Genomic DNA, 24,958 nt, shown 5'->3' on the forward strand with positions numbered 1-24,958 from the left:
CCTGATGCCTCCCCTACTCTAAACTGCGAACAACGGTCGCAGTTAATATTGGTCGCAGTTATGGGAGGTACGTATGTCCTTGGCCCCGGAAATGCTGTGGAGCCCCGTGCGCTGGGCGGAGAACGGCGGGGTGCGGCTGGCCTTCGATGCGCTGACCGAAGGGGCCGACGGTGAGCCGCTTCTGCTGGCCACGGGGCTGGGCGTGAACCGTTTGTGGATTCCGGACGGGCTGTGCCGGATGCTGGCCGCGCGCGGCTTCGCGGTGGCCCGATACGACCAGCGCGACAGCGGGGAGTCGACCCATCTGCCGCCCGCCCCCGCCCGTACCCCGATCTCCGCACTCTTCGGCAAGCGCGAGACGGCGTACACGGCCGAGGACATGGCAGATGACGCCGTCGCCGTCATGAATGCTCTGGGGTGGCGGTCGGCCCATCTGCTGGGCGTCTCCCTCGGCGGAGCCGTCGCACAACGCGTGGCGCTGCGGCACCCGGGGCGTGTCCGCACCCTCACCTGCATGGCCGCCGTCCCCGGAGACATCTCGGGACTACGGACCATGCGGTACATCCGCATGCGGACGCTGGCGAAGTTCGCCCGCCTGAGGTTCCCCGATACCCCCGACGGGGCCGTCGAAGCCGGCATCGCCGTCTCCCGCCTCCTCGCCTCACCCCACCGCACCTTCGACGAACGAGCCGCCCGGGAGGCCGCCGCGCGCAACGCCGACCGCGGTATGCACGACCAGCAGGCGCAGAGCCGCCAGATCGGCGCCCAGTGGCACGGACCGCCGATCAGCGCCATCACCCGGCCCACGCTCGTCCTCCACGGTGAGGACGACCCCCTCATCAAGCCCAGCGCCGGCAAGGCGATCACCGCACGGATCCGCGACTCGCGCCTGGTCCTCCTGCCGCGCGTCGGCCACGAATTCCCCCCATGCGCGTGGGACCGCGTCGCCACCGAAATCCACGGACTGGCCACCGCCCACGCCTCTCGCCAACTGCCCGCATCGGCAGGTGACTGACGGCGTACGGTCCCGGGTGCGGGCTTCCGAAGTGTCAGCCCGCCGGCCCGCCGTCGTCGTCGCCACGGTTGACGGGCAAGTGGTGGGGCACGTGCTGCTGAGCGCCGGCCGGCTCGCCGCACTACTACGCACCGCGCGGCTTCGAACGCTCCGACACCCTCGGCTTCCACTCCCCCTCCCTGCGCATCCCGCCTGCCGCCTTCCAAGTCGTCCGGCTGGCAGCACACGAACCCTGGATGACCGGCACCCTCGTCTACTCCGACGCCTTCTGGGCGCTGGACTGTGTAGGGCTACGCGGCACGGAAGCATCCACCGGCTGAATCACGCTGCGGGCTCCCACCTCTCTCTTGAACCCCGGTAATTGCGTTGTCGAACTGGCGTGGCTCCACCAGGATCTCGGCCATGGAGCATCCCGCTGAAGTCCTCCGATCGGATCAGGTCGAGCTGCGCCGTTGGCGTGGCCAAGACCTCGAGATACTGCACCAGTTGATGATCGAGTCGCGTGATCACTTGCTTCCCTGGATGTCCTTTGCGGCCCGCCATGACCGGGAGCAGGACGAAGCCTTTCTGGCCCGGTGCGAGGAGGAGTGGGCCTCGGGGCAGGCGTACTACTACGCGATCACCACGGACGGTGTGGCGGTCGGCAGCGTCAGTCTGATGCGTCGGATCGGGCCGGGCGGACTGGAGATCGGCTATTGGCTCCACCATGCGTGGACGGGGAAGGGGCTGACCACGATGGCTGCTGCCACCCTGGTGCGGGCGGGACGCCGGATGGATGGCATCGATCGCATCGAGATCCATCATGACGAGGCGAACCTCGCCAGCGGGGCCGTCGCCCGGCGCTTGGGTTTCACCGAAGTGGAGCGCGTGCCGACACCGGAAGGGCCTGCGGCCCCGAGTGAGACGGGCATTGATGTGATCTGGCGTCTGGAGACCCGCCCTTCGCGGAGTGCCTGACGCCCGCTGATCGGCAGTCCGGCCACTGAGCCATCTGGTGGCCATCCCCAGCCTCCCCGGCCGCGGTGTCCGGGATGTACCCAACCTCCCCCATCCGTACGGAAGTCGAGTCGCCGAGCAGTGGCGTACGGACAGACGGTGCGGAGGGGCCGCCCGCCACCCGCCAGGCCCGATTGTCAGTGCCTTGGGGTTCACTGTTGCTGTCAGATCAGCAGAGCGGCCCGGGAGAGCCACGTGAGCATGAATGAGTGGATGGCGGCAGCCAGGAACCCCACGGCGGAGTGGCTGGAGTCCTGTTTCGGGCTGGGGTCGCTGTGGCGGCCTACGGAGGCGGAGCTGCCCGAGCGGCTGGAGCATGCGGGGACGAGGGAGTTTCTCACCACGGTCGGCTTCCCCGCCGTGCGGATCGACGGGTTCCTCGAGTTCATCGACTTCGACTCGAGCAGGCTGAAGACCAAGGGGCCGTGGGCGGAAGATCCGGATGAGCTGTTCGGGCGGCGAACCCCGGACGACGATTCGCCGCCCAGCTCGTATGCGTTCGAGTTCGGTCAGTGTCAGGAGTTCTCGCTGATGGTGGACGGCGTGGGGGGATGCGTCGATCTGTACGACCCCAACGGCTGGGACCACGCGGCGGGTTACGCGGGCGAGGCGCACTCCTCTCTGAAGACGCTGGCGGGCGCCCTGGGGCTGGCTACGCAGTTCGCTCAGCGCTTGGAGGGGTCGGAGCCGCTGAAGGCGCTGGCGGACTTCCGCACAGCGATCGAAGACCTGGACCCGCTCATGGAATCCGACTTGTGGGAGAAGGTCACCGAAGCGCTGGAGGAGGAGTACGAGGTGGCCGAGGAGATAGGGCAAGACACTTGAGGTCTTGAGGTCTTGAGGCGTCCTGTGACACCAGGTGGCGCCGGGCTCCTCCGGGAGGAGAGCGCGCTGGGAAGGGTGGGCCCACAGCTGAGGCAGGCGGGTCATGGTCCGTTGGGCCCACCGCCCGTGTGGGGTCAGCCGGCCGGTACGACGTTGGTGGCGGCCACCGCCGGGCGCAGGGCGCGGGCGAGTCTGACGCCGTCGCCTACGGCCCAGAAGTGGACGAAGAACAGGCGAGGTTCGTCCGTCAAGCCGTGGTTGTGCAGTTCGACGAGACTAGCCCCGGCACGCCGCAGCGCCACCAGGACGTCCTGGACCTCGCTTGCGATCATCGCGCAGTCGCCGCTGATCGCGGCCCGCCCGTCACCCAGCGACTGGAAGTTCAACGCGCTGGTCGAGCCCAGGCCCGGTGGCAGTACCAGATGACCGTCGGTGATGGTCTCGCGGCGCACGAAGACGCACTTGTAGATGCCGTCGTCGACGGAGCCCTTGACTCCCAGCGCGGCGTCGATGCCGGCGGTGTCCAGGTCGCCGGGCTTCCGCTGGGACGACGGCCGCGGGGGCGGGGTGCCCGTACAGTCGAACGCCGCGCGCAGGCCGCGGGCCAGGGACACCGGGTGATGGCTGTGGGCATGGACGTGGATCCACCAGATGTCGGGAGTCTGGGCCAGCAGATGCTTGTGGATCGCGGTCTGCGCGATCTTGTGCTTGTGCAGGGCATCGGAGAACGCCTGCATTTCCTGCTCGGTGACCACCACATCACCCATCAGCAGCGCGCTCTTGTCGGCGTACCGGACGAAGGACACATGCGAGCCGAGAGCGAGCGCCGGTTTGACGTCGATGCCATGCGAGCGCACCCGGAGGTCGTGACGTGGCAGCGCTGTGTGATACATCAGCTTTCGCTTCATGTCGCCTTTTCGCCCGAGCACGTGGGCCACCTCCTCCCAGTCCGACAAGGCGGTGGGAACGGGCTGGACCAGCCCGCGGCTCTTCGTCTCGCCCGTCCTGCTGGACAGGGCACGAGCGGGGGCTGCGGCACCGGCCAGCATCGGAGTCAGAGCAGCTGCGGCCAGTACGCGCCGCCGCGGCGCACCCCTCTGCGGATAGCTTTCTTGCGATGAGTCTGCGGTCATCACGTGAGCACCTCCATGGCGAGATGGAAGCACGACGAAGTGGTGTCAACGGCGTCTCCGCCACCCCCATGGGGCCAGGTGGGCTAAGCAATCAGCTCACATCCCACCCTGATGCGGAGGTTGCCGCTGCGCAGGTGCGGTGAGTTCTGACCGTGTGTCAGGTCGGCCGGAAAATCCGACTCGGACGCGCGACGTCGACTGCGGTGGACTTGAGCGCTCCCCCGTGCCGGCTCCTCAGGACCGCCGTTCGGCAGCCGTCCGGAACGCGACGGCGATCGGGGCGGCATCGACGAGGCGTGCGACGTCTGCCAAAGTCAGGAAGCCGAGGGCGGCGGCGTCGCTCCATGCACAGACGGTCGCCTCGCCGTGATCGGTGTTCGTATAGCCGCAGCTCAGTCGGCCGCCCATCGGCCTGCTGGGAACGGGTCACGTCATGTACGAGGAGACTGCCGCCACCACTCCCCCGGCGGCGATCAGAGCCAGCACGCCCACGACGATGTTGCGTCGCCTGGTGCGCAGTTGGGCGAGCTGTAAGGCGGGCAGCGGGCGCGGGGGCGCAGAGACGCGTCTCCAAGGGCCGGACAGGCGCCAGATCAGCGTCAGGACGCCACCGACGACAAGCAGAACGCCGAAAACCTCGCCCAGGGCAAAGCTCACGGACGTGGTGTCTATGGACAGAGAGTTCATCCGCGACATCGTAGGCGTGGAGACCTGAAAGTGGGTCAAGTTCAGGTAGTTCGCCCAGGTCGGTGGTGCCCACTGCGAGAGGTCGATGGCCTGGTCCGGTCGTCAAGATCCACATAGTGTCGGTAGGCAGTACGCACGCCAGCACGCCAGCAGAGACATGCGACAGCAGCCGACGTGACGTGGCGCCCATGACGAGCAGGAGTGGAGGAATGGTGAGCAGGTTGAAGGTCGTGGTGGACGATCTCTCCGGGCCGGAGATCGCCGGTTTTCTCGATGAACATGTCCAGCAGATGCGGTCGCTCACGCCGTTGGAGAGCAAGCACGCCCTGGACCTCGACAGTCTCCGGAAGCCCGAGATCACGTTCTGGTCGGCCTCGGACGGTGCCGGACTGGTGGGATGTGGCGCGGTCAAGAGACTGGACGCGGGGCATGCGGAGCTGAAGTCGATGCGTACCAGGCCTACGCGGCAGCGGAGTGGAGTGGCCTCCCAGCTGTTGGAGCACATCATCGCCGAGGCTCAAGGCATGGGCTTCACACGGCTGAGTCTGGAGACCGGTGCTGCTGCGTTCTTTCTGCCCGCCCGAAGGCTGTACGAGAAGTTCGGGTTCCAGTACTGCGGGCCCTTCGCGGACTACCGGCCCGACCCGAACAGTACGTTCATGACGAGGGCGCTGTGAGAGTGCTTGCCGGGCAGCCGGGGCGTATGGCCTGGTCTCATCGAGATCCCACCGGCGGTTCGCCTGCGGAGAGCCGGCCGGGGAAGTGGAGCCGGAGCCGCCCCTTCTCATGAGCCTCGTTGCCTGCGGGTGGAGAGTGCGCGCCGGAGGCCGTACGCGGCGGCGCCGCAGGCCAGGACCGTGGCGCCCGAGAGCACCGACGTCAGCGGGAGGGCGAAGGCCAGGACGAGGCAACCGGCCAGTCCGACCGCCGGGATGAGCCGGGGTGGGGCGCCTTCGGTGGGGGAAAGCGTCCAGGCGGAGGCGTTGGCGAGGGCGTAGTAGGCCAGCACGCCGAAGGAGGAGAAGCCGATGGCGCCGCGGACGTCCGTCGTCGCCGCGAGTGCCGCCACGACGGCGCCGACGACGAGTTCGGCGCGATGGGGCACCTTGAACTTCGGGTGGACCGCCGCCAGCGCGTGCGGCAGATGCCGGTCGCGGGCCATGGCCAGGGTGGTGCGGGAGACGCCGAGGATCAGGGCGAGGAGGGAACCTAGGGCAGCGATCGCGGCGCCGGCCCTTACGGCGGGCGCCAGCCAATCGGCGCCGGCGGCCCGTACGGCGTCCGACAGCGGGGCCGGTGCCTGCGCCAACTGCTGCGGGCCCAGCACCAGCAGGGTGGCGACGGCGACCGCCGCGTAGACGACCAGCGTAATTCCCAGGGCGAGCGGGACGGCGCGGGGAATGGTCCGGCCGGGGTCGCGGACCTCCTCGCCGAGGGTGGCGATGCGCGCGTATCCGGCGAAGGCGAAGAACAGCAGGCCCGCGGCCTGGAGGACGCCGGCGAAGGAGGCGTCGTCGCCGATGTCCAGCCGTACGGGGTCGGCCTGGCCGGAGGTGAGGGCGGCTAGCACCACGGCGGCGAGGACGGCGAGGACCACCGCCACGATCGTCCGGGTGAGCCAGGCGGACTTCTGCACGCCGCCGTAGTTCACGGCGGTCAGCGCCACCACCGCCGCGACGGCGACCGCATGGGCCTGGCCGGGCCAGACGTACGAGCCGACGGTCAGGGCCATCGCCGCGCAGGAGGCGGTCTTGCCGACGATGAAGGCCCAGCCCGCGAGGTAGCCCCAGAAGTCGCCGAGCCGCTCCCGGCCGTAGACATAGGTACCGCCGGAGGCCGGATAGCGGGCGGCGAGCCGGGCCGAGGAGGTGGCGTTGCAGAAGGCGACCACCGCCGCGAGCGCCAGCCCCAGGAGCAGGGCGGAGCCTGCTGCCGCGGCGGCGGGGGCGAGGGCCGCGAAGACCCCCGCGCCGATCATCGACCCCAAGCCGATCACCACGGCGTCGGGCACCCCCAGCCGCCGTTGCAGCTCCCCCGCGCCCGCCGATCCTGCTGATCCCGCTGATCCCGCCGAGCCACCCATCGCGTCCTCCACCGGCCGCATCACAGACACCGAACCCGGCGCACCGTATAGCAGTGCGGTTACGTGGCAGCACGGGCGCGGTCGGCGGCCTCGTGACCACCCGCCCCGTAAACGACCAGTCCCCCTCCGGATCATGACCCGGAGGGGGACGGCCTTACTGGACGGGCATCATTCGTGGCCCTTCAGCGGCTGGGCCTTCAACACCTGGCCCTTCAACGGCCAGGCCGTCAACGACTGGGCCTTCACAGGCCCGGTCTCAGCGGGATTCCTTCAGCACCATGGCCGATCCCCCGCCACGGCGCTTGGGCTCGGCCACCGCCGTGAGCTTGCCGTCCGGCAGGAATTCCAGGGCGGCCGCCGCCCCGATCTCCGGTGACGGAGTGAAGGCCTTCGGGGCGAGGACGAAGTGGTGGCCCATGCCGTCCAGCTTCTTCCGTTCGGGCGAGGAGAGGAAGGCCGGTTCGGCTTCGGTCGCGGTCTGGTTGCGCTGTGAGAGGCGCGGTGCGGCGACCGCCTCCGGGAGCGACATACCGAGATCCAGACGGTTGACCAGGGTCTGGAGCACCGTGGTGATGATCGTGGCACCGCCCGGTGAACCCACCGCGATCATCGGCTTGCCGTCCCGCAGGACGATCGTCGGCGACATGCTGCTGCGCGGGCGCTTGCCGGGGCCGGGCAGGTTCGGGTCCGGCGTCCCCTTGGTGAGGGGCGCGAAGTCGAAGTCGGTCAGCTCGTTGTTGAGCAGGAAGCCGCGTCCGGGCACGGTGATGGCCGAGCCGCCGGTCTGCTCGATCGTCAGGGTGTAGGAGACGACATTGCCCCAGCGGTCCGCGGTCACCAGATGGGTGGTCGAGGGCCCTTCGTGCGGCTGCTTGCTGCCGGTCTTGTGAGCACAGCCCGAGCCGGGGCGCCGTGGGTCGGCGGGGGCGAGCGGGCTGGTCAGCGCCTTGTCGGAGCGGATCAGGCAGGACCGGTCCTTGGCGAAGTCCTTGCCGAGCAGCTGCTTGGCGGGCACGTCCGAGAACGCCGGGTCGCCCACCCAGCGGTTGCGGTCGGCGAAGGAGATCCGGCTGGCCTCCAGGTAGTGGTGCAGGGCCTGGGCCTTGTCGGCCTTGGAGAGATGGAAGTTCTCCAGGATGTTCAGCGCCTCGCCCACGGTGGTGCCGCCGGACGAGGACGGTGCCATGGAGTAGACGTCCAGCCCGTGATACGTGGTCCGGGTCGGCTCCCTGTGCAGGGGCTTGTAGTCGGCGAGGTCCTTCGCCTTCATGAGTCCGGGGCGGGCCTTGTGCGAGGCGCCGGAGGCCATCGGCGGCTTCTGGACGGTCCGCACCACATCGCGCCCGAGGTCCCCGTGGTAGAGCGCGCCGACGCCTTCACGGGAGAGCTGCTGGTAGGTCCGGGCGAGATCGGGATTGCGGAAGCGCGAGCCGACCACCGGAAGCTTGCCCTTGGGCAGGAACAGGTCGGTGGTGGACTTGATGTCGCGGAAGCGCTTCTCGTTCATCTCCGTTTGCGCCCGGAACTCGTCGTTGACCACGAAGCCGTCGCGGGCGATCCGGGTGGCCGGGCGCAGGGCCTTCGCCAGCGGGACCGTGCCCCAGTTCTTGAGTGCCTTCTCCCACGTCGCCGGCGTGCCCGGAATGCCGACCGACAGACCGGAGTTGATCACTTCATCGGTGGGGAGGGGCTTGCCGGTCGAACGGTCGAGGAAGGCGTCCGAGCGCATACGGCGCGGGGCGGTCTCCCGGCCGTCGATGGTGCGCACCTTCTTGGCCTTGGCGTCGTAGTAGACCATGTAGCCGCCGCCACCAACGCCCGCGGAGTAGGGCTCAACCACGCCTAGTGCGGCGGCAGTTGCCACCGCCGCGTCCACGGCGTTGCCTCCCTTGCGCAGCACCTCGATCCCGGCCCGGGAGGCGTACGGATTGACGCTGGACACCGCGCCGTCGCTACCGGTGGCCACGGCCTTCTTCGCCGGCGGCCGGTCCTTGGCTTCGGCGGCGGACGCGGTGCCGTTGACACCGCAGGAGGTGGCCAGCAGGGAAAGACTGAGCGCAGCCGCAGATGCAGCGGCGACAGCGGCACGACGGACAGCCATACGGCCTCCAGGTCTTCACTGTGTGGATACGTGTGATTTCCGAAACCCTGGCACCGCTCGACCAGCGGATCAACGCCGCACCGCAAGGTTTGCGCGAGATCTGAGGTTTCCGTCCAGTAACCCTTTCGGGGGCCGGGACCGCCGAATGCCCATTTAAAAGGGCATGCCGGGGCGCCCTGGACAAGCCTCCCGCGCCCCGGCCCCCGTCATGTCGCCGAGTCCGTTACGCGCTGGTCGCCACGCCCGCGTTGGTGAGGATCTCGCGCACCGGCAGAGCGATGCTCTCGGCGGCGGTCAGGCCGGAGGCCGCCAAGTGGGCGTCCACGATGCGCAGTCCGACGGCGTATCCGGCGAAGTCCGGCAGACCAATGGGCTGTTGGCCAAAGCGCTGTGCGGTGGCATCGCCCAGGACATACGCGGTCAGGTTCTGCATCCCGGCGACGTCGATGTCGGCGGTGATTTTTTCGTAGGCGCGGTCCAGTCCGGCGCCGGTCAGCGCCCTCGACCACGGGCCCATGGCCTGCTCGCCGGCCAGCTCCCGTACGAACGCCTCGGCCAGGCCCTCGGCGACGACGTGCTCCCCCACCGTGACGGTCGCCGGGTTCCAGACCACATTCGCGTAGCGCACATTGTGGTGGAGCTCGTGCGCGGCGGCGTGGCCGATCTTGGCCAGGGAGGTCTCGGTGGGCCACATCGTCAGGTGGATCGCACCCGGGAAGCCGCCGGCACCGAAGTAGCCGGCGCTGCGGACCGTCAGGTGATCGTCGTCGGGGTTGCCGAGCACCAGGACGACATGCACGGTCTCGGCGTGCTTGATACCGGGCACCGCGCCGCTGATCCGCTCCCACCCGGAGGTGAGGGATTCCTCGATGCGGTGCCACACGCCCGCGTCCTGCATCTGACGCAGGGCGGGGACATAGCGCGGGTCGTCACGGTCGAGGCGGAGGCCACTACCGCCCTGTTCGTGCATCTGGACCAGATCCACGTCTCCCATCACGGACATCGCGCTCTGGAGCGGACTGAGTATTCCCCGTAAGGCGTCGGGCCGCTCCGCCGGCGGACGCCGGAGGAGATCGAGCATGGCGGACGCCGTGTCATGCACAACAATCTTCATGTCTTCGACCGTAGGACCTCCCGTTACGGGAGGTGCAAGCCGCAATCGGGCCGTCTCAGGCGACCCAGTGCGGTTGTTGTCGGGTGGTCGGCGGGTGCGGCAGGCCGTCGGCGAGGGCGGTGGCCATGCGCCGTACGGCCTCGTGCAGGGTGTCCGGCGGCACGGTGTACGGGATGCGGAGGCGCTGTTCGAAGAGGCCCGGGTCGGTGGCGAAGTGCGTGCCGCCCTCGATGCGTACGCCGTAGTCCAGCACCCGCTCGGCCAGCGCCGAGGCGATGGGTTCGCCGAGGTCGACCCAGAGGGACAGGCCGCCGGGCGGCAGGTGCCAGGTCCACTGCGGCAGGTGTTCGGTGAGCGCCGCGGCCAGGGCGGTGCGCCGGCCGCGCAGCTGATCCAGGCGGGGCGGCAGCAGGTCGGCGGCCTGTGTCAGCAGGGTGAGGGCCAGCAGTTGGTCCAGGACCGAGCCGCCCATGTCGGTGGCGACCCGCTGACCGGCGAGTTCGGTGACGAGCCGCGCGGGGGCGCGCAGCCAGCCGATGCGCAGGCCGCCCCAGTGTGTCTTGCTCATCGAGCCGATGGTGATGACCTGGCCGGTTCGGTCGGGCGTGGCGTGGGTGGCGAAGGGCGGCGGGGCGGGGACGTCGAGCGCGAGGTCGGCCAGGGTCTCATCGATGACCAGCCAGGTGCCGGAGCGGTGCGCGGCGTGCAGGACGCGGACGCGTTCATCCTCGGGCATCAGGCAGCCGGTCGGGTTGTGGAAGTCCGGTATCAGGTAGGCGAGTTGAGGCACCACCTGACGCAGGGTCGATTCGATGATCTCGATGTCCCAGCCGGTGGCGGTCACCGGGACCGACACCGTGCGCAGCCGGCCGCGGCGCATCGCGTCCAGAGCGTTCGGGTAGGACGGGTTCTCGGCCATGACCCGGTCGCCGGGCCGGCACAGCAGCCCCAGGACGAGGGTGAGTGCGTGCTGGGCGCCGGAGGTCACCAGGATCTGTTCGGGCACGGTGGCCAGCCCCCGCCGGGTGAAGCGTTCGGCGACGGCGGCGCGCAGTTCCGGCAGGCCGTAGGGGTGGTAGCCGGGTGTGTGCACATGCTCGGCCAGTTGCGGGGCGATCCGGGCGAGCGCTTCGGTGAGCGTCTGTTCGGGGAGGCCGGGGGCGGCTCTGGCCAGGTCGATCGCGGTGTCCTCGGGTCCGAGGAGACGGGTGATGCCGCGGGGAGCGCGGCCGTCGGGCAGGGCCGTCCAGGTGCCGGAGCCCTGGCGGCTGTGGGCGTAGCCGCTCTCGCGGAGCAGGTCGTACACGGCGGTGATGGTGGCCCTGCTGGTGTGGAGGGCCGTGGCCAGTTCCCGTTCGGCGGGGAGTCTGACGTGCAGCGCGATACGGCCGTCCAGGATGAGCGCGCTGATCGCCCGGGCCAGGTGGCGGTAGGCGGGCCGCGTCCCCGACGGGTCGGGCAGCATCGCGGCGAACTGCCGTGCTCCCAGGGCCCGTTGGGTGCGATCCACTCTGTCCACCGGCCGGAACGGATGCGCGTCCGCCATACCACCCTCCCCGGATTGGCCGTGTTTCCCAGACCAATCACCTTACAGACTCGCCGCATTGGCCTTGAGGCTCACGCGGCGCAGCATCGCAGCGAGCAGGCATGGAGCGCACCCGTGGAGGGGACCGGTATGGAGCAGGACCGTACGGAACATCATGCGCGTCACCGTCGGCGCCGCGGCGAGGAGCGCGTCGAGGGTGCTGTGCCGGGTGGGGGCACCGGGTCGGCCCGGTGCATGTCCCGTACGCGCCCGTCGCCGCCCCCGCTCACCTACGTCCCGGTCGGTGAACGTCCGCTGCGCCGTCTTCCCCAACTGCTCGTCGGTCTCGCTCTGTACGGCTTCAGTCTCTCGGTCCTGGTCAGGGCGTCGTTGGGCGTCAACCCCTGGAGCGTTCTCTACGAGGGACTGGAGCATCACACCTCGCTGAGCTTCGGCATGATCAGCGCCGTTATCGGCGTACTCGTGCTGCTGTGGTGGATCCCCCTCAAGCAGCGGCCGACGCTCGGCACCGTCGCCAACATCGTCGTTCTCGCGTGCTCATCCGACCTCGGTCTGCGGCTCCTCCCCCAGCACCTCGGGCTCCCCGTCCGGGCCGGCCTGCTCGTCGGTGGCGTCGTCCTCAATGGACTGTCCGTCGCCGTCTACGTCGGCGCGCGCTTCGGCCCCGGGCCCCGGGACGGGCTGATGACCGGTGCGTCCGCCGTGACCGGGCGTTCGATCCGGCTGGTCCGCACTCTGATCGAGATCGCCGTGCTGGTGGTGGGCCGACTGCTCGGCGGGAGCGTGGGGGTGGGCACCGTGCTGTACGCGCTCGCGGTCGGCCCGGTCACCCAGTTCTTCCTGCCCTGGTCCGCCTACCGGAGCGCTGCCGAGCGCGGCGGCGAGGCGGTGCTGCCCGAGGAGCGGAACCCGGCTGGAATGATCAAGGCGTGAGGCGCTTGAGCAGGGGGGATGCTCCCCTGCGTGACCGGAAAACCGGGGCTGGGTGCCGACCCGTGATCGGCGGATGTGAGGATTGCCGTCATGAGTAACGACGTGTACTTCGACATCACCATCAACGGCGACCCGGCGGGCCGGATCGTCTTCACCCTCTTCGACGACGTGGTCCCCAAGACCGCGAGGAACTTCCGCGAGCTCGCGACCGGCCAGAACGGCTACGGTTACGAGGGATCCGGCTTCCACCGTGTGATCCCCGACTTCATGCTCCAGGGTGGCGACTTCACCGCCGGCAACGGGACCGGTGGCAAGAGCATCTACGGTGAGAAGTTCGCGGACGAGAACTTCCAGCTCAAGCACACCAAGCCCGGTCAGCTCTCGATGGCCAACGCCGGTCCGAACACCAACGGCTCGCAGTTCTTCATCACGACCATCGTCACCGACTGGCTCGACAACAAGCACGTCGTGTTCGGCGAGGTCACCGAAGGCATGGACCTCGTCCGGAAGATCGAGTCCCTCGGTTCGCACGGCGGCGCCACCAAGGCCAAGATCGTCATCGCGAAGTCCGGCGTGGTCGGCGCCTGACACCCGTCTGCGTCCGGTGGGTGGGTGCGGGCCTTCCCCCGACCCACCGGACCGGCCCTGAGTGGTCAGGTGGCGTGCCAGCCGGACCAGCGGGCCACCTGGATCTCCACCACGGGGCCGTGCGGGGAGCGGTCCGCGTATTGCCGGTACTTGCGCGTCAGCAGGTCTACGTAGTGCGCGGACGCCGCCGCCCGCTCGGCCGGTGGCAGGACGGTGGCCGTGCCGTCGGCGCGTGCCCACCACAGGCGGTCCCAGTCCTCGTCATAGCCGTCGACGAGGAGACAGACCTCGGGGTGGGCACGCATGTTGGCCAGCCGCTTGAGGTGGGCCGAGCGCTTCGGTTTGTGGTCCACGGCGAAGACCAGGGTGTCACCCGTCAGCGCGAAGACCGCGGGAACGAGATGCGGGCGGCCGGTGTCGTCGAGCGTGGCGAGGCGGGCGATCCTGGCCCGGCTGAAGCACTCCCGGGCCCGCTCGCCGGTCATCCTCGGCACTGCGGCACCCGCCCGTTCGGCAGGCTGTTCGCGAGCCAGGCGTCGCCCAGGGCGGCCACCCGGTCGAAGGCCGCCTCGCCACCACCCACGTAGACCGGCGGCCACGGCCGCTGGACCGGCTTCGGCCAGGAGTGGACCGGGTCGAAGTCGACGAACTCCCCGTGGAATTCGGCCTTGTCCTGCGTCCACAGCTCGCGGATGGCCCGCAGCCGCTCGTCCACGAGACGGCCGCGGGTGCGGGGGTCGGTGCCGTGGTTCTCCATCTCCTCCCGGTTCCAGCCGACACCGATCCCGAAGACCGCCCGCCCGTTGGAGACAAGGTCCAGCGAGGCCACCTCCTTGGCCGTGATGATCGGGTCCCGCTGGGCCACCAGGGCGATGCCGGTGCCCAGCAGAATCCGCTCGGTCACCGCGGCGGCCGCGCTGAGCGCGACGAACGGGTCGAGGGTGCGGTAGTAGATCTTCGGCAGCTCGCCGCCGCCCGGGTAGGGCGAGCGGCGGTCCACCGGGATGTGGGTGTGCTCGGCGATGAGCAGGGAGTCGAGCCCCCGCTCCTCGACGGCGCGCCCCAGCGCGGCGGGCGCGATGCCCTGATCGGTGAGGAAGGTCGACACACCGAACTTCACAGCGGCTCCCTGGGATTCGGGGTGAGGAGTTTGCGGGGTGGAGCGGGGGGTTGCGGGTTTGGGTTCTTCAGTTCGCCGGGTCGTGCACCCCGTGATCGCGGGCTCGGGCGGACCCGGAAGGCCGGCCCCAGGGCCAGGTACCCGGATCGGCCCCGGCCCAACAATCCGTGCGGCCGACCGGGCGATCACCGGCAGCCCGTACAACGCAACCCGGGCGTTCTCCGAGGCGAGATCCGGCGTGATGGCCACTGAGCCGGGCTCCGGGTGGTGCCAGGCTGCGGCCTTTCTCGCCTTGTCCGGTCGGGCCCGGATGCGTTCCGGGCCCGACCGGATGGCGGCCGGAGAAATCACGCACGGGATTCCGGGCTTTTGCAAGGTTGTTCAGGAAGGGAATTCCGGACCCCGAACGCATGGGTACGTGTTCGGGGTCCGGTGCGTTGACCGGCTGCCGCCGTGGTTGTCATGCTGGGATTTCTTTGTGGCTCGTTTTCCGTTTGCATTCGGGTACCGGCCGGGCCCGATGTGTCCGCGACGAAACCTCCAGGAACAGGATTGTCCATGGGAGCAAGCAGGTCCGAGCTGAAGTCTCTCAGGTCGACGAAATACACCTCCTCGGCACGCACGGAAGGAGGGATCGAACGGTTACGCGCGCTGGGCTACCGCAGTGGGCTGCGGGCGCTCGACCTGGCGGACCGGGCGCTGGGCCGGGACCGGAAGATGGTGCCCCCGCGCCGCTACCGCCGTTTCATCGGCAACGGCGACTTCACCAAGGTCGGCACGTCCATCACCCAGTACATGCGTGCGGAGTTGGGGCTGCTGCCCTCGCACGACGTACTCGACGCCGGCTGCGGCGTGGGCCGGATCGCCGTTCCGCTCACCTCATACCTGACCGAGGGCAGCTATCTGGGCTTCGACATCGTGCCGCACGCCATCGACTGGTGTCATTCGGCCATCACGTCGCGCCACCCGAACTTCCGCTTCTCACACGTCGACATCAAACAGGAAATCTATAACCCGGAAGGGACCCTCACCTCTGCGGACTTCCGTTTTCCGGCCGACGGCCAGGCGTTCGACATGGTCGCTCTCGTGGGGCTGATCAGCCATCTGCTGCCCGATGAAGTGGACAACTATGTGGCCGAATCTGCTCGTGTTCTACGACCCGGCGGCAAATGCTTTGCGACGGCGTACCTGGTGGACGATATGGTCGCTGAGCGAGTGCGGGAAGGGCGTACCGCTTTCACCTTCACGCATTCCCGGGGGACGCACTTCATTCACTCGGAACAGGAACCGACCTACGCCATCGCCTACCGCCTCGATCACATCCAGGAGGTCGCCGCGCGGCACGGGCTGCGGCTGGAACGCGAGCCGCAGCTCGGCACCTGGAGCAGTTCGACGGCCCGCCCGGCGTCCATGGACCTGCTGGTCCTGGAGCGCGCCTGAGGTGGCACGGGCGGTTCCGACCAGCCCACAGCAGAAAGGCAGAGTCCGCACTATGACCGCAAACGCTCCCGGACGAGTGACACCGCAGGGACCGTGGAACGACGGCGGCGTCGTGGTGATCACCGGCATCCAGGCAGCTGGTAAGTCCACGGTGGCCCAGGCGCTCGCCGAGCGCTTGCCCCGCTCCGTCCACCTGCGCGGTGACACTTTCCGCCGCAACATCGTCCGGGGCCAGATCAATATGACGCCCGACGCGGAGAAGCACGCCGTCGCCCAGCTCAAACTGCGCTACCGGCTGACGGCGCACTGCGCCGACGAGTATGCACAGGCCGGCTTCACCGTGATCGCGCAGGACATCCTCATCGGTGAGTACCTCGCCGAGATGACCGGGTTCATCAAGACCAGGCCGCTCGCGGTCGTCGTGCTGCTCCCCGATCCGGCGGCGGTCGAGGCGCGCGAGGCGTCCCGCCCCAAGACGGCGTACGGGCCGGACTGGACCGTGCGGGACCTGGACAAGCTGATGCGGGCCGACACGCCCCGGGACATCGGACTGTGGCTGGACACCTCGAAGCAGACCGTGGACGAGACGGTCGACGAGATCCTCAGCCGGGCCTGGACCGAGGGCGCTGTCGCCTGACGGGTGCCCCGCGGCTCCCGGGCCGGTTCCCGCGTACGCCGCGGCGGCGCGGGGACCGGCCCGGCCCGGGGCCCTGGCCCGTCCCTGTTTCCCCGCTCTTACCGACGCCAGGTGCGTCCGCCGACGAAAGGGTTCGTCTTGCTGCACACCGTCACTCTCGGTTCCCATGGCCCCGCGGTCGGCGCCGTCGGTCTGGGCTGTATGGGTATGTCCTGGGCCTACGATCCGTCGGGACGCGATGAGGACACCTCGGCCGGGGTCCTCAGGCAGGCCCTCGATCTGGGGGTGAACCTGATCGACACGGCCGATGTCTACGGCCCGTTCACCAACGAGGAACTGGTCGGCAAGGCGCTGGCCGGGCGGCGTGCACAAGCCGTGCTGGCCACCAAGGTCGGATTTGTGGCCGGGGAGCAGCGGCTGCGGCGCGACGGCCGGCCCGAACACATCCGCGCCGCGGTCGACGCCAGCCTGCGACGCCTGGGTACCGACCACATCGACCTGTACCAGCTGCACCGCGTGGACCCCGAGGTCCCGCTGACGGAGACCTGGGGCGCGATGGCGGAGACGGTCCGGGCCGGGAAGGTGCGGATGCTGGGGCTGTCCGACGTGACCGCGGAACAGGTGCGCACCGCGCACGAGGTCCATCCGGTGACGGCGGTACAGACCGAGTTGTCCCTGTGGACGCGGGACGCGCTGACGCAGTTGCTGCCGTTCACGGAACGGTCGGGCATCGCCTGCATCGCGTATGCACCGCTGGGGCGCGGATTCCTCACCGGCCGGTTCCGTAGCGCCCAGGATGTGCCGGAGGGCGACTGGCGGCGCGGCAACCCGCGGTTCGAGGATGCGGCGTTCGCGGCGAATCTGCCCATGGTCGACCGTATTCGGGGGGTGGCGGAGCGGCATGGCGCGTCCGCCGCGCAGATCGCACTGGCCTGGGTGATGACGCGCGGGCGGTATGTGGTGCCGATTCCCGGCACGAAGAACCCCGCCTTTCTCAAGGAGAACGTGCAGGCGTCCGAAGTGCGGCTGGCACCGGAGGACCTACGGGTGCTGGACGGACTGCCCGAGCCGGTCGGAGCCCGTCAGTGACCCGTCTGGCAGTCCGCGGGTGAGGGTGCCGCCGCCGGCAGCCGCGCCCGCTGTTCGTACGAAAGGATCGACGTGGCAACCGATGTGACGTCCGCAACCGGCAGCAGGGCGTCCCTGCGGAGAAGAGGGCTGCACATCCTGCGGGTCGCCATCAGGGAGGAACCCTGGGTGTTCTGCGGGGCCCTGACAGCGAGCCTGCTGTACGGCGTGGCCCCGGTCGCGACGTCGTGGACTCTTGGGTGGGTGACCGAAGACGTCGTGATGCCGGCGTTCCGGGCGGGCCGTACGGGGTTCGCGGCGCTGGCCACAGCCGGTCTGGCGATCTTCGGTGTGGCGATGCTGCGCGTCATCGGAGTCATCGGGCGGCGCGTCGGGGCCGGCATCATGCAGTTCCGGCTTCAGGCCGCCTACCGGCGGAAGGTCGCACACCGCTACCTGCGGCTGCCGCTGGCGTGGCATCAGCGCCACCCGGCCGGGCAGTTGCTGTCCAACATCAACGCGGATGTGGAGGCGGTCTGGGCGCCGGTCATTCCGCTGCCGACCGCGGTGGGTGTGGTGGCGATGCTGCTCGCCGCGATGACCGCGATGCTGACGGTCGATCCGTACATCGCCCTGGTCAGTGTGGGTGTCTTTCCCGCAGTGGGCCTGCTGAACGTCGTCTATCAGCGGCGGCTGTCGCCGTTGGCGTCCCGTGCGCAGGCGCTGCGCGCCGAGGTGAGCGAGATCGCGCACGAGAGTTTCGACGGGGCGACGGTCGTCAAGACGCTCGGGAAGGAGGATGCCGAGACCCTGCGGTTCGCGGAGGCCGCGCAGCGGTTGCGGGACGCGAACATCGCGGTGGGGCGTACCCGCGGCGCGTTCGATCCGGTGCTGGACGCGCTGCCCAATCTGGGCATCCTCACAGTGCTGGCCGTGGGCAGCGCGCGGCTGGCGACCGGCGCTCTGACCGTGGGCGACATCGTGCAGGTGGCCTATCTGTTCACCATGATCGCCTTTCCGGTGCGGGCCTTCGGGTGGCTGCTGGCCGAGCTGCCGCGCAGCGCCGTCGGCTGGCAGCGGGTGCACGATGTGCTGGACGCCCGGGAGGAACTCCCGCACGGTGAGCTGCGGTTGGCCGACGGCGGGCCGATCGGGCTGGGGGTGCAGGAGGTCAGCTACGCCTACTCCGGCACCGATGTGCTGCACGGGGTGAGCCTGGAGGCGTCGCCGGGGCACACCGTGGCCGTCGTCGGCCCCACCGGCTCGGGGAAGTCGACACTGGCCACCCTGCTGGTCCGGCTCGCCGACCCGTACGCCGGCGTCGTGCAGATGGACGGGATCGACGCCCGTCATATGCGCCCCGGTGAACTTGCTTCTGCCCTGGCCTTCGTTCCGCAGCAGACCCTGCTGTTCGACGACACGGTGCGTGGCAACATCTGCCTGGGCCTCGACTTCCGCGACGAGGAGGTGTGGGAGGCCCTGGAACTGGCTCAGGCCGACGATGTCGTCCGGGGGCTGCCGCAGCAGCTGGACGCGCGGGTCGGGGAGCGGGGAGCGACCCTGTCGGGCGGGCAGCGGCAGCGCATCGCGCTTGCCCGGGCGCTGGTACGCCGGCCGCGACTGCTGATCCTGGACGATGCGACCTCCAGCGTGGATCCGCAGGTGGAGGCCCGCATCCTGCGGGGTCTCCGGGAGGCCCGGCGGCCCTCGACCGTCTTCGTCGTCGCGTACCGCCGGGCCACGATCGCGCTGGCCGACGAGGTCGTCTACGTCGAACGCGGCCGGGTGCTGGACCGGGGCCGGCCCGAGGAGATGCTGGTGCGCTGCCGCGGCTACCGGGAGCTGGTCAACGCGTACGACAGTCGCGACGACGGTGACGACGGCCCGCGGGCGGGGACCATCACCGTCGCGGACACCACGGAAGGACAGAGCGCATGAAGGCCACCGTCACCCCGCCGTTGTCCGGCGCCGCCGTGCTGCGGAGAGCCGTACAGGTTTCCCCCGAACTCCGCCAAGGGCTGGGCACGGTGGCGGTATTGGCGCTGCTCGCGGCGGCCGGGCGGGTGGTGGTGCCGATCGCCGTGCAGCAGACCATCGACCAGGGTTTCCGGGCACAGGGCGGGGCGCGGCTGGGGCAGGTGCTGGTCACCGCGGCGGTGTGCGCGGTGGCGGTACTGGCCACCGCAGGGATCACCTATGCGATGAACCACCGCCTGTACCGCACCGTCGAGCGAGGGCTGGCCACGCTGCGCACCAAGGCGTTCCGGCGGGTGCACGATCTGTCCCCGACGTCGCTGGACGGGGAGCGCCGTGGCGGGCTGGTGGCGCGGGTCACCGGAGATGTCGACCAGTTCAGCTCCTTTCTCCAGTTCGCGGGGATGCTCGTGATCAGCTTCGGTCAGCTGCTGGTCGGCAGCGTGGTGATGTTCGCGTTCTCGTGGGTGCTGGCGCTGACGGTCTGGGCGGTGTTCCTGCCGTTGCTGCTGGTGCTGCCGCGGCTTCAGCGCCGTCTGTCGCACGCCTATGGGCGGGTGCGGGACCGGGCCGGGGACATGCTGGCGGTGACCGGCGAGGCCGTCGTGGGCGCAACGGTGATCCACGCCTACCACGCGCAGGAGCTGATCGGGGAGCGGATCGACACGGCGGTGGAGCGCCACCGGCGGGCGCAGAGCCGGGCCCAGCGGCTGGTGGCGGTGACGCTCTCCGGCGGGGAGGTGGCGGCAGCGGCGGCCATCGGCGGGGTGGTCGTGCTGGGTGTGCTGCTGGGCGTCGGCGGCCATCTGACGGCCGGTGAGCTGGTGGCGTTTCTGTTCCTGGTGACGCTGTTCATCGGTCCGATGCAGATGACCAATGAGGTGCTCAACGAGTTGCAGAACGCGCTGGCGGGCTGGCGCCGGGTGCTGTCGGTGGTGGATGCGCCGGTGGAGGTCCGTGACCCGGGTGAGCGCGGCACCGACCTGCCCCAGGGGCCGGTGTCCGTGCGGTTCGACAAGGTGAGCTACGCGTATCCGGACGGGCCCCAGGTGCTGCACGAGGTGTCGGCCGAGGTGGCCCCGCGCAGCCGGGTCGCGGTCGTGGGCGAGACCGGGTCGGGGAAGTCGACGTTCGTGAAGTTGCTGGCGCGGCTGTCGGACCCGTCCTCGGGGCAGGTCCGGCTCTCCGGTACGCCCTTGACGACGGTGCGGTTCGCGTCGCTGCGCCGCCGGGTGGTGACGGTGCCGCAGGACGGATTCCTCTTCGACGCCACCGTTGCCGACAACATCCGCTTCGCGCGCCGGGACGCCTCGGACGAGGAGATCGGCCGGGCACTGGCCGATCTGGGGCTGGACGACTGGCTCGCGTCCCTGCCGGAGGGTCTGCGCACCCGCGTCGGGCAGCGCGGTGATGCCCTGTCGGCCGGTGAACGGCAGTTGGTCGCGCTCGCCCGCGCCTATCTGGCCGACCCCGATCTACTGATCCTCGACGAGGCGACCTCGGCGGTGGACCCGGCGACGGAGGTGCGGCTTCAGCAAGCGCTGGAGAGTGCGACACGCGGCCGGACCTCGGTGTCGGTGGCGCACCGTCTCTCCACGGCCCAACACGCCGACCTGGTCCTCGTCTTCGACCGGGGCCGCATCGTGCAGCAGGGCACGCACGAGGAGCTGGCGGGGCGGCCGGGGGTGTACGCGGACCTGTACGCGGCGTGGGTGTCCGCGACGGGCGGCACCGGGCCGACGCACAGCGCGCGGCGCTGACGGCGGGGCGGGAGGGGCGGTTCAGGACACCCCGCGCATCAGGCGGCGCAGCGAGCTCCGGGCCAGCGCGACCGCCGCGGCGCACAGCAGGGCGGCGGCGCCCAGCACGGCAAAGTACACGTCGTACGGGAGGGTGTCGCTGAGCCGCACGACCTGGGCGCTCAGTGCGCTGCCCGCGGCCACCGAGAGGAACCACAGGCTCATGATCTGCCCGGCGAAGCGGTGCGGCGCCAACCGTGTGGTCACACTCAGGCCGGTCGGGCTGAGGCAGAGTTCGGCGAGCACCTGGACGAGAAAGGCGGCGAGCAGCCACAGGGGGGAGGCGCGCCGGCCATCGGACGCGGCCAGGCCGGCGCCCGCCATGAGGAGCGTCGCTACACCGAGACCGGCCAGTCCCAGGGCGAACTTCGCCGCGGTGCTGGGCTGCCGGTGGCCCAGACGCAGCCACAGCGCGGCGAACACGCCCGCCAACAGCATGCCGTAGAGCGGGCCGGCCGACTGGAACCAGCCGGTGGGGATCTGCCATCCGAAGAGGGCCCGGTCGATGTGGCGTTGGGCGAACAGACTGATAAGGGAGCCGCCCTGTTCGGCGATCATCCAGAAGACCGTGGCGGCGAGGAAGATCCATATGTACGCACGCAGGCGGCTGCGGTCCACCGCGTCCAGCCCGGGGGCGCGGAACATCGCCACAAAGTACAGGGCGGGCACCACGAGGGTCAGCGCGGACAGCGCGTAGAGCACGCCGGCCAGCGCCCCCAGGCCCGCCGCAACGACGACAGCGACCACGGCCGCCACCGCCCCGACTGCGCATCCGGCCCAGGCGGCGGCCCGCTGGAGCTGGCGCGGGGTGGCGCGGGTACGCGGCGGGGGGCCGGCCGGGCGGAGCTGCCGTGAGCCGCGCAGGTAGACGGTGAGACCGAGGAGCATGCCCACGGCCGCGGCGCCGAACCCGGCGTGCCAGTCGACGCGTTCGCCCAGCCAGCCGGTCACCAGCGGGGCGGCGAACGCCCCGATGTTGATGCCCAGGTAGAAGAGGGAGAAGCCGGCGTCCCGACGTGCGGTGCCGTGGGCGTCCGGGGCACCGGGCACGTCGTAGAGCCCACCGAGCATCGTGGAGATGTTGGGTTTGAGCAGACCGGTACCGACCGCGATGAGCAGCAGGCCCAGGTAGGTGCCGGCCGCCGCGAGCGGCAGCGCGAGAGCACAGTGCCCGGCAGCGATCACCAGACCGCCGCCGAGGACCGTACGGTGTGCGCCCCACAGCCGGTCGGCCAGCCAGCCGCCGGGGACAGCGAGCAGGTTGACCAGTCCTCCGTAGACGCCGAAGACGCCGGCCGCGGTGGTCGGCGGCAGGCCGAGGCCTCCCTGGGAGGACGGCGCAACGAGGTAGAGCACGAGGATCGCGCGCATGCCGTAGTAGCTGAACCGCTCCCACATCTCGGTTCCCCACAGCGCCGGAAGCCCTCGTGGGTGCCGTTTGCGGGGCATGGTGCGGGCCGTTGACTCCTCGACGCTCATCGTCGTCCTCCCCCGTGCCGCGGTATCAGGCCGTCGTGGCGTCCGCCGGCGGCAGGGTCAGCACCGGGATGTCGTCCACCACCGGGTAACTGCGGGCGCAGGCGGTGGCGGTGCACACCAGGGAATCCCCCGAAGGAGCAGGGGCGAGCGCGGCCTTGCACAGGGGGCAGGCGAGCAGGTCGAGCAGTCGTGCGTCGAGCATGGTGGAGCTCCGTTTCGGATCGGGTGTGGACGGGTCGTGCGCGGCCGGTGCGCCGGCCGGGCCGGGGCGGAGCAGCGCCCGGAGCGGGGCGGCGGCCTTGAGGAGCATCTCCGCGTACTCCTCTTCCGGGTCGGAGCCGAGCACGATCGCTCCCCCGGCTCCCACCCGCCAGCGTCCGGCGGTGCGGATCGCGGTGCGGATGACGATGTTGAGGTCTGCGCCACCAGCGAGGCCGAAGTAGCCGAGGGATCCTGAATAGACACCGCGGGCCTCGGTCTCCAGCCCGTCGAGGATCTCCATCGTGCGCAGCTTGGGGGCACCGGTCATCGAACCGCCCGGAAAGCAGGCCGCCAACGCGCCGACCGCGGTCGTGCCCGGGTTGAGCGTGCCACGGATGGTGGAGACCAGCTGATGGACGGTGGCATAGGTCTCGACGTGCATCAGGCGCGGCACGGTGACGCTCCGGATCTCGCAGACCCTCCCGAGGTCGTTGCGGAGCAAGTCGACGATCATGAGGTTCTCGGCCCGGGTCTTGGGGTCCGCGGCAAGGTCCCGGCGCAGGCGGGCGTCCTCGTCGGGGGTGTGGCCGCGCGGTGCGGTGCCCTTGACCGGTTTGGTCTCCGCGGTGCCGTCGGGCCGGACGCGCAGGAAGCGTTCCGGTGACGAGCAGACCACTTCGGTGCCACCCAGCCGCAGAAACGCCGCGTAGGGGGCGGGGTTGGCGCGGCGCAGCGCCAGGTGGGCCGCCAGCGCGTCCGCCGTGGAGGCGACGTGCAGGGTGTCGGTGAGGCAGATCTCGTAGCTCTCACCCTCGTGGAGCTTGTCCCGGCAGACGGCGATGTCCTTGGTGTACTGCTCCTCGCCGCGTGCGGAGACATCCTCGGTGCGGTGGCCGGGTGCCGGGGCGCTGGGCGCGGGCCACTCCGGCAGCCGCGGGGGTGCGGGCAGGGCGCGCAGCGCGGCCTCCGTACGGTCCAGCCATCGCTCGGCACCGGCCAGGCCCCCGGGGTCCTCCGGGCGGTACAGGCACAGCAGGTGCGTCTCGTCCGCTGTGTGGTCGACCGCGAGCAGGCGGTCGGCGAAGATCCAGGCTGCGTCGTCCTCGGCGGGGGTGTGCCGGGTCGGCGAGCCGAGATCCGCGCGGAGTTCGTACCCGAAGTAGCCGACGTAGCCGCAGGTGAAGTCGAACGCCGTCCCCGGGTCGGGCAGGTGACGCCGGGCCAGCTCGTTGTCCAGGTAGCTGAAGATGTCGCCGTCGGTGTGGGTGACGGTGCCGTCGGAGGCGGTCACCTGGACGGTGCCGGTGCCGGCGCGGTAGCGGACCACCTCGGCCAGTGGCCCGTGGGCGTCGCCGAGGAAGGAGAACCGGGACAGACCCGGTGCGGTGCGGGAGCTGTCGAGCCAGAACGCGTGCTTCCGGTCGGCGTACAGGGTGGTGAACGCCGCCTCGGTGTCGACGGCGGTGCCCAGCCGCCGGGAGCGCAGCCGGTACGGGCCCGGTGTCCGGTCGGTGCGGGCCGCGGGAGCGGCGGGGGCGCGGCGTCGGGCGGGCGACGGTGCCACCGGGCGACGGGCGGGCCGGGTGGCGTGGTGTTCCGCAGTGAGCCGGGCGAAGTTGGCGAGCAGTTCCGGACCGTACTCGGTACAGATGGATTCGGGGTGGAACTGCACGCCCCACAAGGGAAGTTCGCGATGGCGCAGCCCCATGATCACGCCGTCCTCGGCCCACGCGGTGGCCTCCAGTTGCAAGGGCAGCGGGTCCGCGACACACAGTGAGTGGTAGCGGACCCCGGTGAAGTGCTGGGGCAGGCCGTGAAAGAGGTCCTTGCCGGTGTGCTCGATCCGGGTCAGATGCCCGTGGCGCGGCCGCGGTGCAGGGGAGACCGACGCTCCCGCGGTGAGCGCGATGCCCTGGTGCCCGAGGCACACACCGAGGGTGGGCAGCCGGGGTGCGGCGAGCAGCCCGGCTGCGTGGGCCAGGTCCCCGGGGTGGTCCGGCCGGCCCGGTCCGGGCGAGACGACGACATTGTCGAAGCCGGAGAGGTCCGGGGCCGGGCCGCGCAGCGCCGGGTCGTCGTGGCGCAGCACCGTCGGCTCGGCTCCGGTCACTTGGGCGATCAGCTGGTGGAGGTTGTAGGTGTAGGAGTCGTAGTTGTCGACGAGGAGTGTGTGCATGAGTGCTCCCTGCTGCGGCGGCCGCCCGCCGCCGGGCCATCGG

General features: G+C 70.3%; 21 protein-coding genes and 1 pseudogene. 11 read left to right on the plus strand and 11 right to left on the minus strand.

Annotation, left to right across the window (positions count from 1 at the left end):
- Positions 1-73 precede the first annotated feature (73 nt).
- The 3 genes from QT196_RS00455 (at position 74) to QT196_RS00465 (ending at position 2,836) form a co-directional block, all read left to right on the plus strand.
- A complete protein-coding gene (locus QT196_RS00455) occupies positions 74-1,015 on the plus strand; it encodes an alpha/beta hydrolase (RefSeq protein ID WP_290354080.1) in 942 nt (313 codons plus the stop codon).
- Positions 1,016-1,417: 402 nt separating this feature from the next.
- The gene (locus tag QT196_RS00460; protein WP_168476424.1) at positions 1,418-1,972 is read left to right on the plus strand and encodes a GNAT family N-acetyltransferase; all 555 of its coding nucleotides are present in this window, start codon (positions 1,418-1,420) and stop codon (positions 1,970-1,972) included.
- A gap of 240 nt (positions 1,973-2,212) precedes the next feature.
- The gene (locus QT196_RS00465; protein WP_290356591.1) at positions 2,213-2,836 is read left to right on the plus strand and encodes an SUKH-4 family immunity protein; all 624 of its coding nucleotides are present in this window, start codon (positions 2,213-2,215) and stop codon (positions 2,834-2,836) included.
- Between the two features lie 134 nt (positions 2,837-2,970).
- Here QT196_RS00465 and QT196_RS00470 read toward each other — a convergent pair whose 3' ends face one another.
- The 3 genes from QT196_RS00470 to QT196_RS00480 form a co-directional block, all read right to left on the minus strand.
- Entirely contained in the window at positions 2,971-3,969 is a 999-nt protein-coding gene (locus QT196_RS00470) for a DUF1259 domain-containing protein (protein ID WP_290354081.1), read from the minus strand.
- Positions 3,970-4,203: 234 nt separating this feature from the next.
- On the minus strand, positions 4,204-4,377 hold the full coding sequence (locus tag QT196_RS00475) for a hypothetical protein (protein ID WP_168476426.1): 174 nt from the start codon (positions 4,375-4,377) through the stop codon (positions 4,204-4,206).
- Between the two features lie 18 nt (positions 4,378-4,395).
- Entirely contained in the window at positions 4,396-4,656 is a 261-nt protein-coding gene (locus QT196_RS00480) for a hypothetical protein (RefSeq protein ID WP_168476427.1), read from the minus strand.
- 221 nt (positions 4,657-4,877) lie between these two features.
- Here QT196_RS00480 and QT196_RS00485 point away from each other — a divergent pair, with 221 nt between their 5' ends.
- Entirely contained in the window at positions 4,878-5,333 is a 456-nt protein-coding gene (locus tag QT196_RS00485) for a GNAT family N-acetyltransferase (protein WP_168483445.1), read from the plus strand.
- Between the two features lie 107 nt (positions 5,334-5,440).
- On the opposite strand, the gene QT196_RS00490 is transcribed toward QT196_RS00485, so the two are convergent.
- The 4 genes from QT196_RS00490 to QT196_RS00505 form a co-directional block, all read right to left on the minus strand.
- On the minus strand, positions 5,441-6,739 hold the full coding sequence (locus QT196_RS00490) for an APC family permease (RefSeq protein ID WP_290356592.1): 1,299 nt from the start codon (positions 6,737-6,739) through the stop codon (positions 5,441-5,443).
- A 256-nt stretch (positions 6,740-6,995) separates the two neighbouring features.
- Positions 6,996-8,840, minus strand: coding sequence for a gamma-glutamyltransferase (gene ggt, locus QT196_RS00495; protein WP_290354082.1), 1,845 nt, complete (start codon positions 8,838-8,840; stop codon positions 6,996-6,998).
- A 223-nt stretch (positions 8,841-9,063) separates the two neighbouring features.
- The gene (locus QT196_RS00500) at positions 9,064-9,954 is read right to left on the minus strand and encodes a DUF2268 domain-containing putative Zn-dependent protease (protein WP_168476429.1); all 891 of its coding nucleotides are present in this window, start codon (positions 9,952-9,954) and stop codon (positions 9,064-9,066) included.
- Positions 9,955-10,009: 55 nt separating this feature from the next.
- Positions 10,010-11,500, minus strand: coding sequence for a PLP-dependent aminotransferase family protein (locus QT196_RS00505; protein ID WP_290354083.1), 1,491 nt, complete (start codon positions 11,498-11,500; stop codon positions 10,010-10,012).
- 234 nt (positions 11,501-11,734) lie between these two features.
- Here QT196_RS00505 and QT196_RS00510 point away from each other — a divergent pair, with 234 nt between their 5' ends.
- Together QT196_RS00510 and QT196_RS00515 are read left to right on the plus strand one after the other, a co-directional pair.
- Positions 11,735-12,433 (plus strand): hypothetical protein, encoded by a 699-nt coding sequence (locus QT196_RS00510; RefSeq protein ID WP_290354084.1) that lies wholly within the window; start codon positions 11,735-11,737, stop codon positions 12,431-12,433.
- A 90-nt stretch (positions 12,434-12,523) separates the two neighbouring features.
- A complete protein-coding gene (locus QT196_RS00515; RefSeq protein ID WP_168476431.1) occupies positions 12,524-13,021 on the plus strand; it encodes a peptidylprolyl isomerase in 498 nt (165 codons plus the stop codon).
- A 65-nt stretch (positions 13,022-13,086) separates the two neighbouring features.
- Here QT196_RS00515 and QT196_RS00520 read toward each other — a convergent pair whose 3' ends face one another.
- Positions 13,087-13,515 (minus strand): TIGR03668 family PPOX class F420-dependent oxidoreductase, encoded by a 429-nt coding sequence (locus QT196_RS00520; protein WP_290354085.1) that lies wholly within the window; start codon positions 13,513-13,515, stop codon positions 13,087-13,089.
- Positions 13,516-13,532: 17 nt separating this feature from the next.
- A pseudogene (locus tag QT196_RS00525) lies at positions 13,533-14,141 on the minus strand (LLM class F420-dependent oxidoreductase); the annotation flags it as partial.
- Between the two features lie 558 nt (positions 14,142-14,699).
- On the opposite strand from QT196_RS00525, the gene QT196_RS00530 reads away from it, so the two are divergent.
- The 5 genes from QT196_RS00530 (at position 14,700) to QT196_RS00550 (ending at position 21,020) form a co-directional block, all read left to right on the plus strand.
- Positions 14,700-15,581 carry a class I SAM-dependent methyltransferase gene (locus QT196_RS00530; RefSeq protein WP_168476433.1) on the plus strand — a complete coding sequence of 294 codons (882 nt, stop codon included), beginning with the start codon at positions 14,700-14,702 and terminating at the stop codon, positions 15,579-15,581.
- 52 nt (positions 15,582-15,633) lie between these two features.
- Complete coding sequence (locus QT196_RS00535) at positions 15,634-16,218, plus strand: AAA family ATPase (protein ID WP_168476434.1); 585 nt, start codon at positions 15,634-15,636, stop codon at positions 16,216-16,218.
- Between the two features lie 141 nt (positions 16,219-16,359).
- Positions 16,360-17,307, plus strand: coding sequence for an aldo/keto reductase (locus tag QT196_RS00540; protein WP_211117535.1), 948 nt, complete (start codon positions 16,360-16,362; stop codon positions 17,305-17,307).
- 84 nt (positions 17,308-17,391) lie between these two features.
- Positions 17,392-19,224, plus strand: a complete 1,833-nt coding sequence (locus tag QT196_RS00545; RefSeq protein WP_282189789.1) for an ABC transporter ATP-binding protein — start codon at positions 17,392-17,394, stop codon at positions 19,222-19,224.
- Complete coding sequence (locus QT196_RS00550) at positions 19,221-21,020, plus strand: ABC transporter ATP-binding protein (RefSeq protein WP_168476436.1); 1,800 nt, start codon at positions 19,221-19,223, stop codon at positions 21,018-21,020. Before QT196_RS00545 ends, QT196_RS00550 begins: the two co-directional genes overlap by 4 nt.
- A gap of 21 nt (positions 21,021-21,041) precedes the next feature.
- On the opposite strand, the gene QT196_RS00555 is transcribed toward QT196_RS00550, so the two are convergent.
- Positions 21,042-22,538, minus strand: coding sequence for an oligopeptide:H+ symporter (locus QT196_RS00555; RefSeq protein WP_266738763.1), 1,497 nt, complete (start codon positions 22,536-22,538; stop codon positions 21,042-21,044).
- A 25-nt stretch (positions 22,539-22,563) separates the two neighbouring features.
- The gene (gene pabB / locus QT196_RS00560; RefSeq protein WP_290354086.1) at positions 22,564-24,915 is read right to left on the minus strand and encodes an aminodeoxychorismate synthase component I; all 2,352 of its coding nucleotides are present in this window, start codon (positions 24,913-24,915) and stop codon (positions 22,564-22,566) included.
- Positions 24,916-24,958 lie beyond the last annotated feature (43 nt).

It is taken from the genome of Streptomyces sp. P9-2B-2 (genome assembly GCF_030406865.1).
Lineage (GTDB): Bacteria > Actinomycetota > Actinomycetes > Streptomycetales > Streptomycetaceae > Streptomyces > Streptomyces platensis.

Coding starts and splice junctions, on each gene's coding strand:
- QT196_RS00470 (WP_290354081.1), bottom strand. CDS start 3,969: ATGACCGCAGACTCATCGCAAGAAAGCTATCCGCAGAGGGGTGCGCCG.
- QT196_RS00460 (WP_168476424.1), top strand. CDS start 1,418: ATGGAGCATCCCGCTGAAGTCCTCCGATCGGATCAGGTCGAGCTGCGC.
- QT196_RS00490 (WP_290356592.1), bottom strand. CDS start 6,739: ATGGGTGGCTCGGCGGGATCAGCGGGATCAGCAGGATCGGCGGGCGCG.
- QT196_RS00465 (WP_290356591.1), top strand. CDS start 2,213: ATGAATGAGTGGATGGCGGCAGCCAGGAACCCCACGGCGGAGTGGCTG.
- QT196_RS00530 (WP_168476433.1), top strand. CDS start 14,700: ATGGGAGCAAGCAGGTCCGAGCTGAAGTCTCTCAGGTCGACGAAATAC.
- pabB (WP_290354086.1), bottom strand. CDS start 24,915: ATGCACACACTCCTCGTCGACAACTACGACTCCTACACCTACAACCTC.
- QT196_RS00475 (WP_168476426.1), bottom strand. CDS start 4,377: ATGGGCGGCCGACTGAGCTGCGGCTATACGAACACCGATCACGGCGAG.
- QT196_RS00510 (WP_290354084.1), top strand. CDS start 11,735: ATGTCCCGTACGCGCCCGTCGCCGCCCCCGCTCACCTACGTCCCGGTC.
- QT196_RS00550 (WP_168476436.1), top strand. CDS start 19,221: ATGAAGGCCACCGTCACCCCGCCGTTGTCCGGCGCCGCCGTGCTGCGG.
- QT196_RS00505 (WP_290354083.1), bottom strand. CDS start 11,500: ATGGCGGACGCGCATCCGTTCCGGCCGGTGGACAGAGTGGATCGCACC.
- QT196_RS00500 (WP_168476429.1), bottom strand. CDS start 9,954: ATGAAGATTGTTGTGCATGACACGGCGTCCGCCATGCTCGATCTCCTC.
- QT196_RS00455 (WP_290354080.1), top strand. CDS start 74: ATGTCCTTGGCCCCGGAAATGCTGTGGAGCCCCGTGCGCTGGGCGGAG.
- QT196_RS00555 (WP_266738763.1), bottom strand. CDS start 22,538: ATGAGCGTCGAGGAGTCAACGGCCCGCACCATGCCCCGCAAACGGCAC.
- QT196_RS00515 (WP_168476431.1), top strand. CDS start 12,524: ATGAGTAACGACGTGTACTTCGACATCACCATCAACGGCGACCCGGCG.
- ggt (WP_290354082.1), bottom strand. CDS start 8,840: ATGGCTGTCCGTCGTGCCGCTGTCGCCGCTGCATCTGCGGCTGCGCTC.
- QT196_RS00480 (WP_168476427.1), bottom strand. CDS start 4,656: ATGAACTCTCTGTCCATAGACACCACGTCCGTGAGCTTTGCCCTGGGC.
- QT196_RS00535 (WP_168476434.1), top strand. CDS start 15,634: ATGACCGCAAACGCTCCCGGACGAGTGACACCGCAGGGACCGTGGAAC.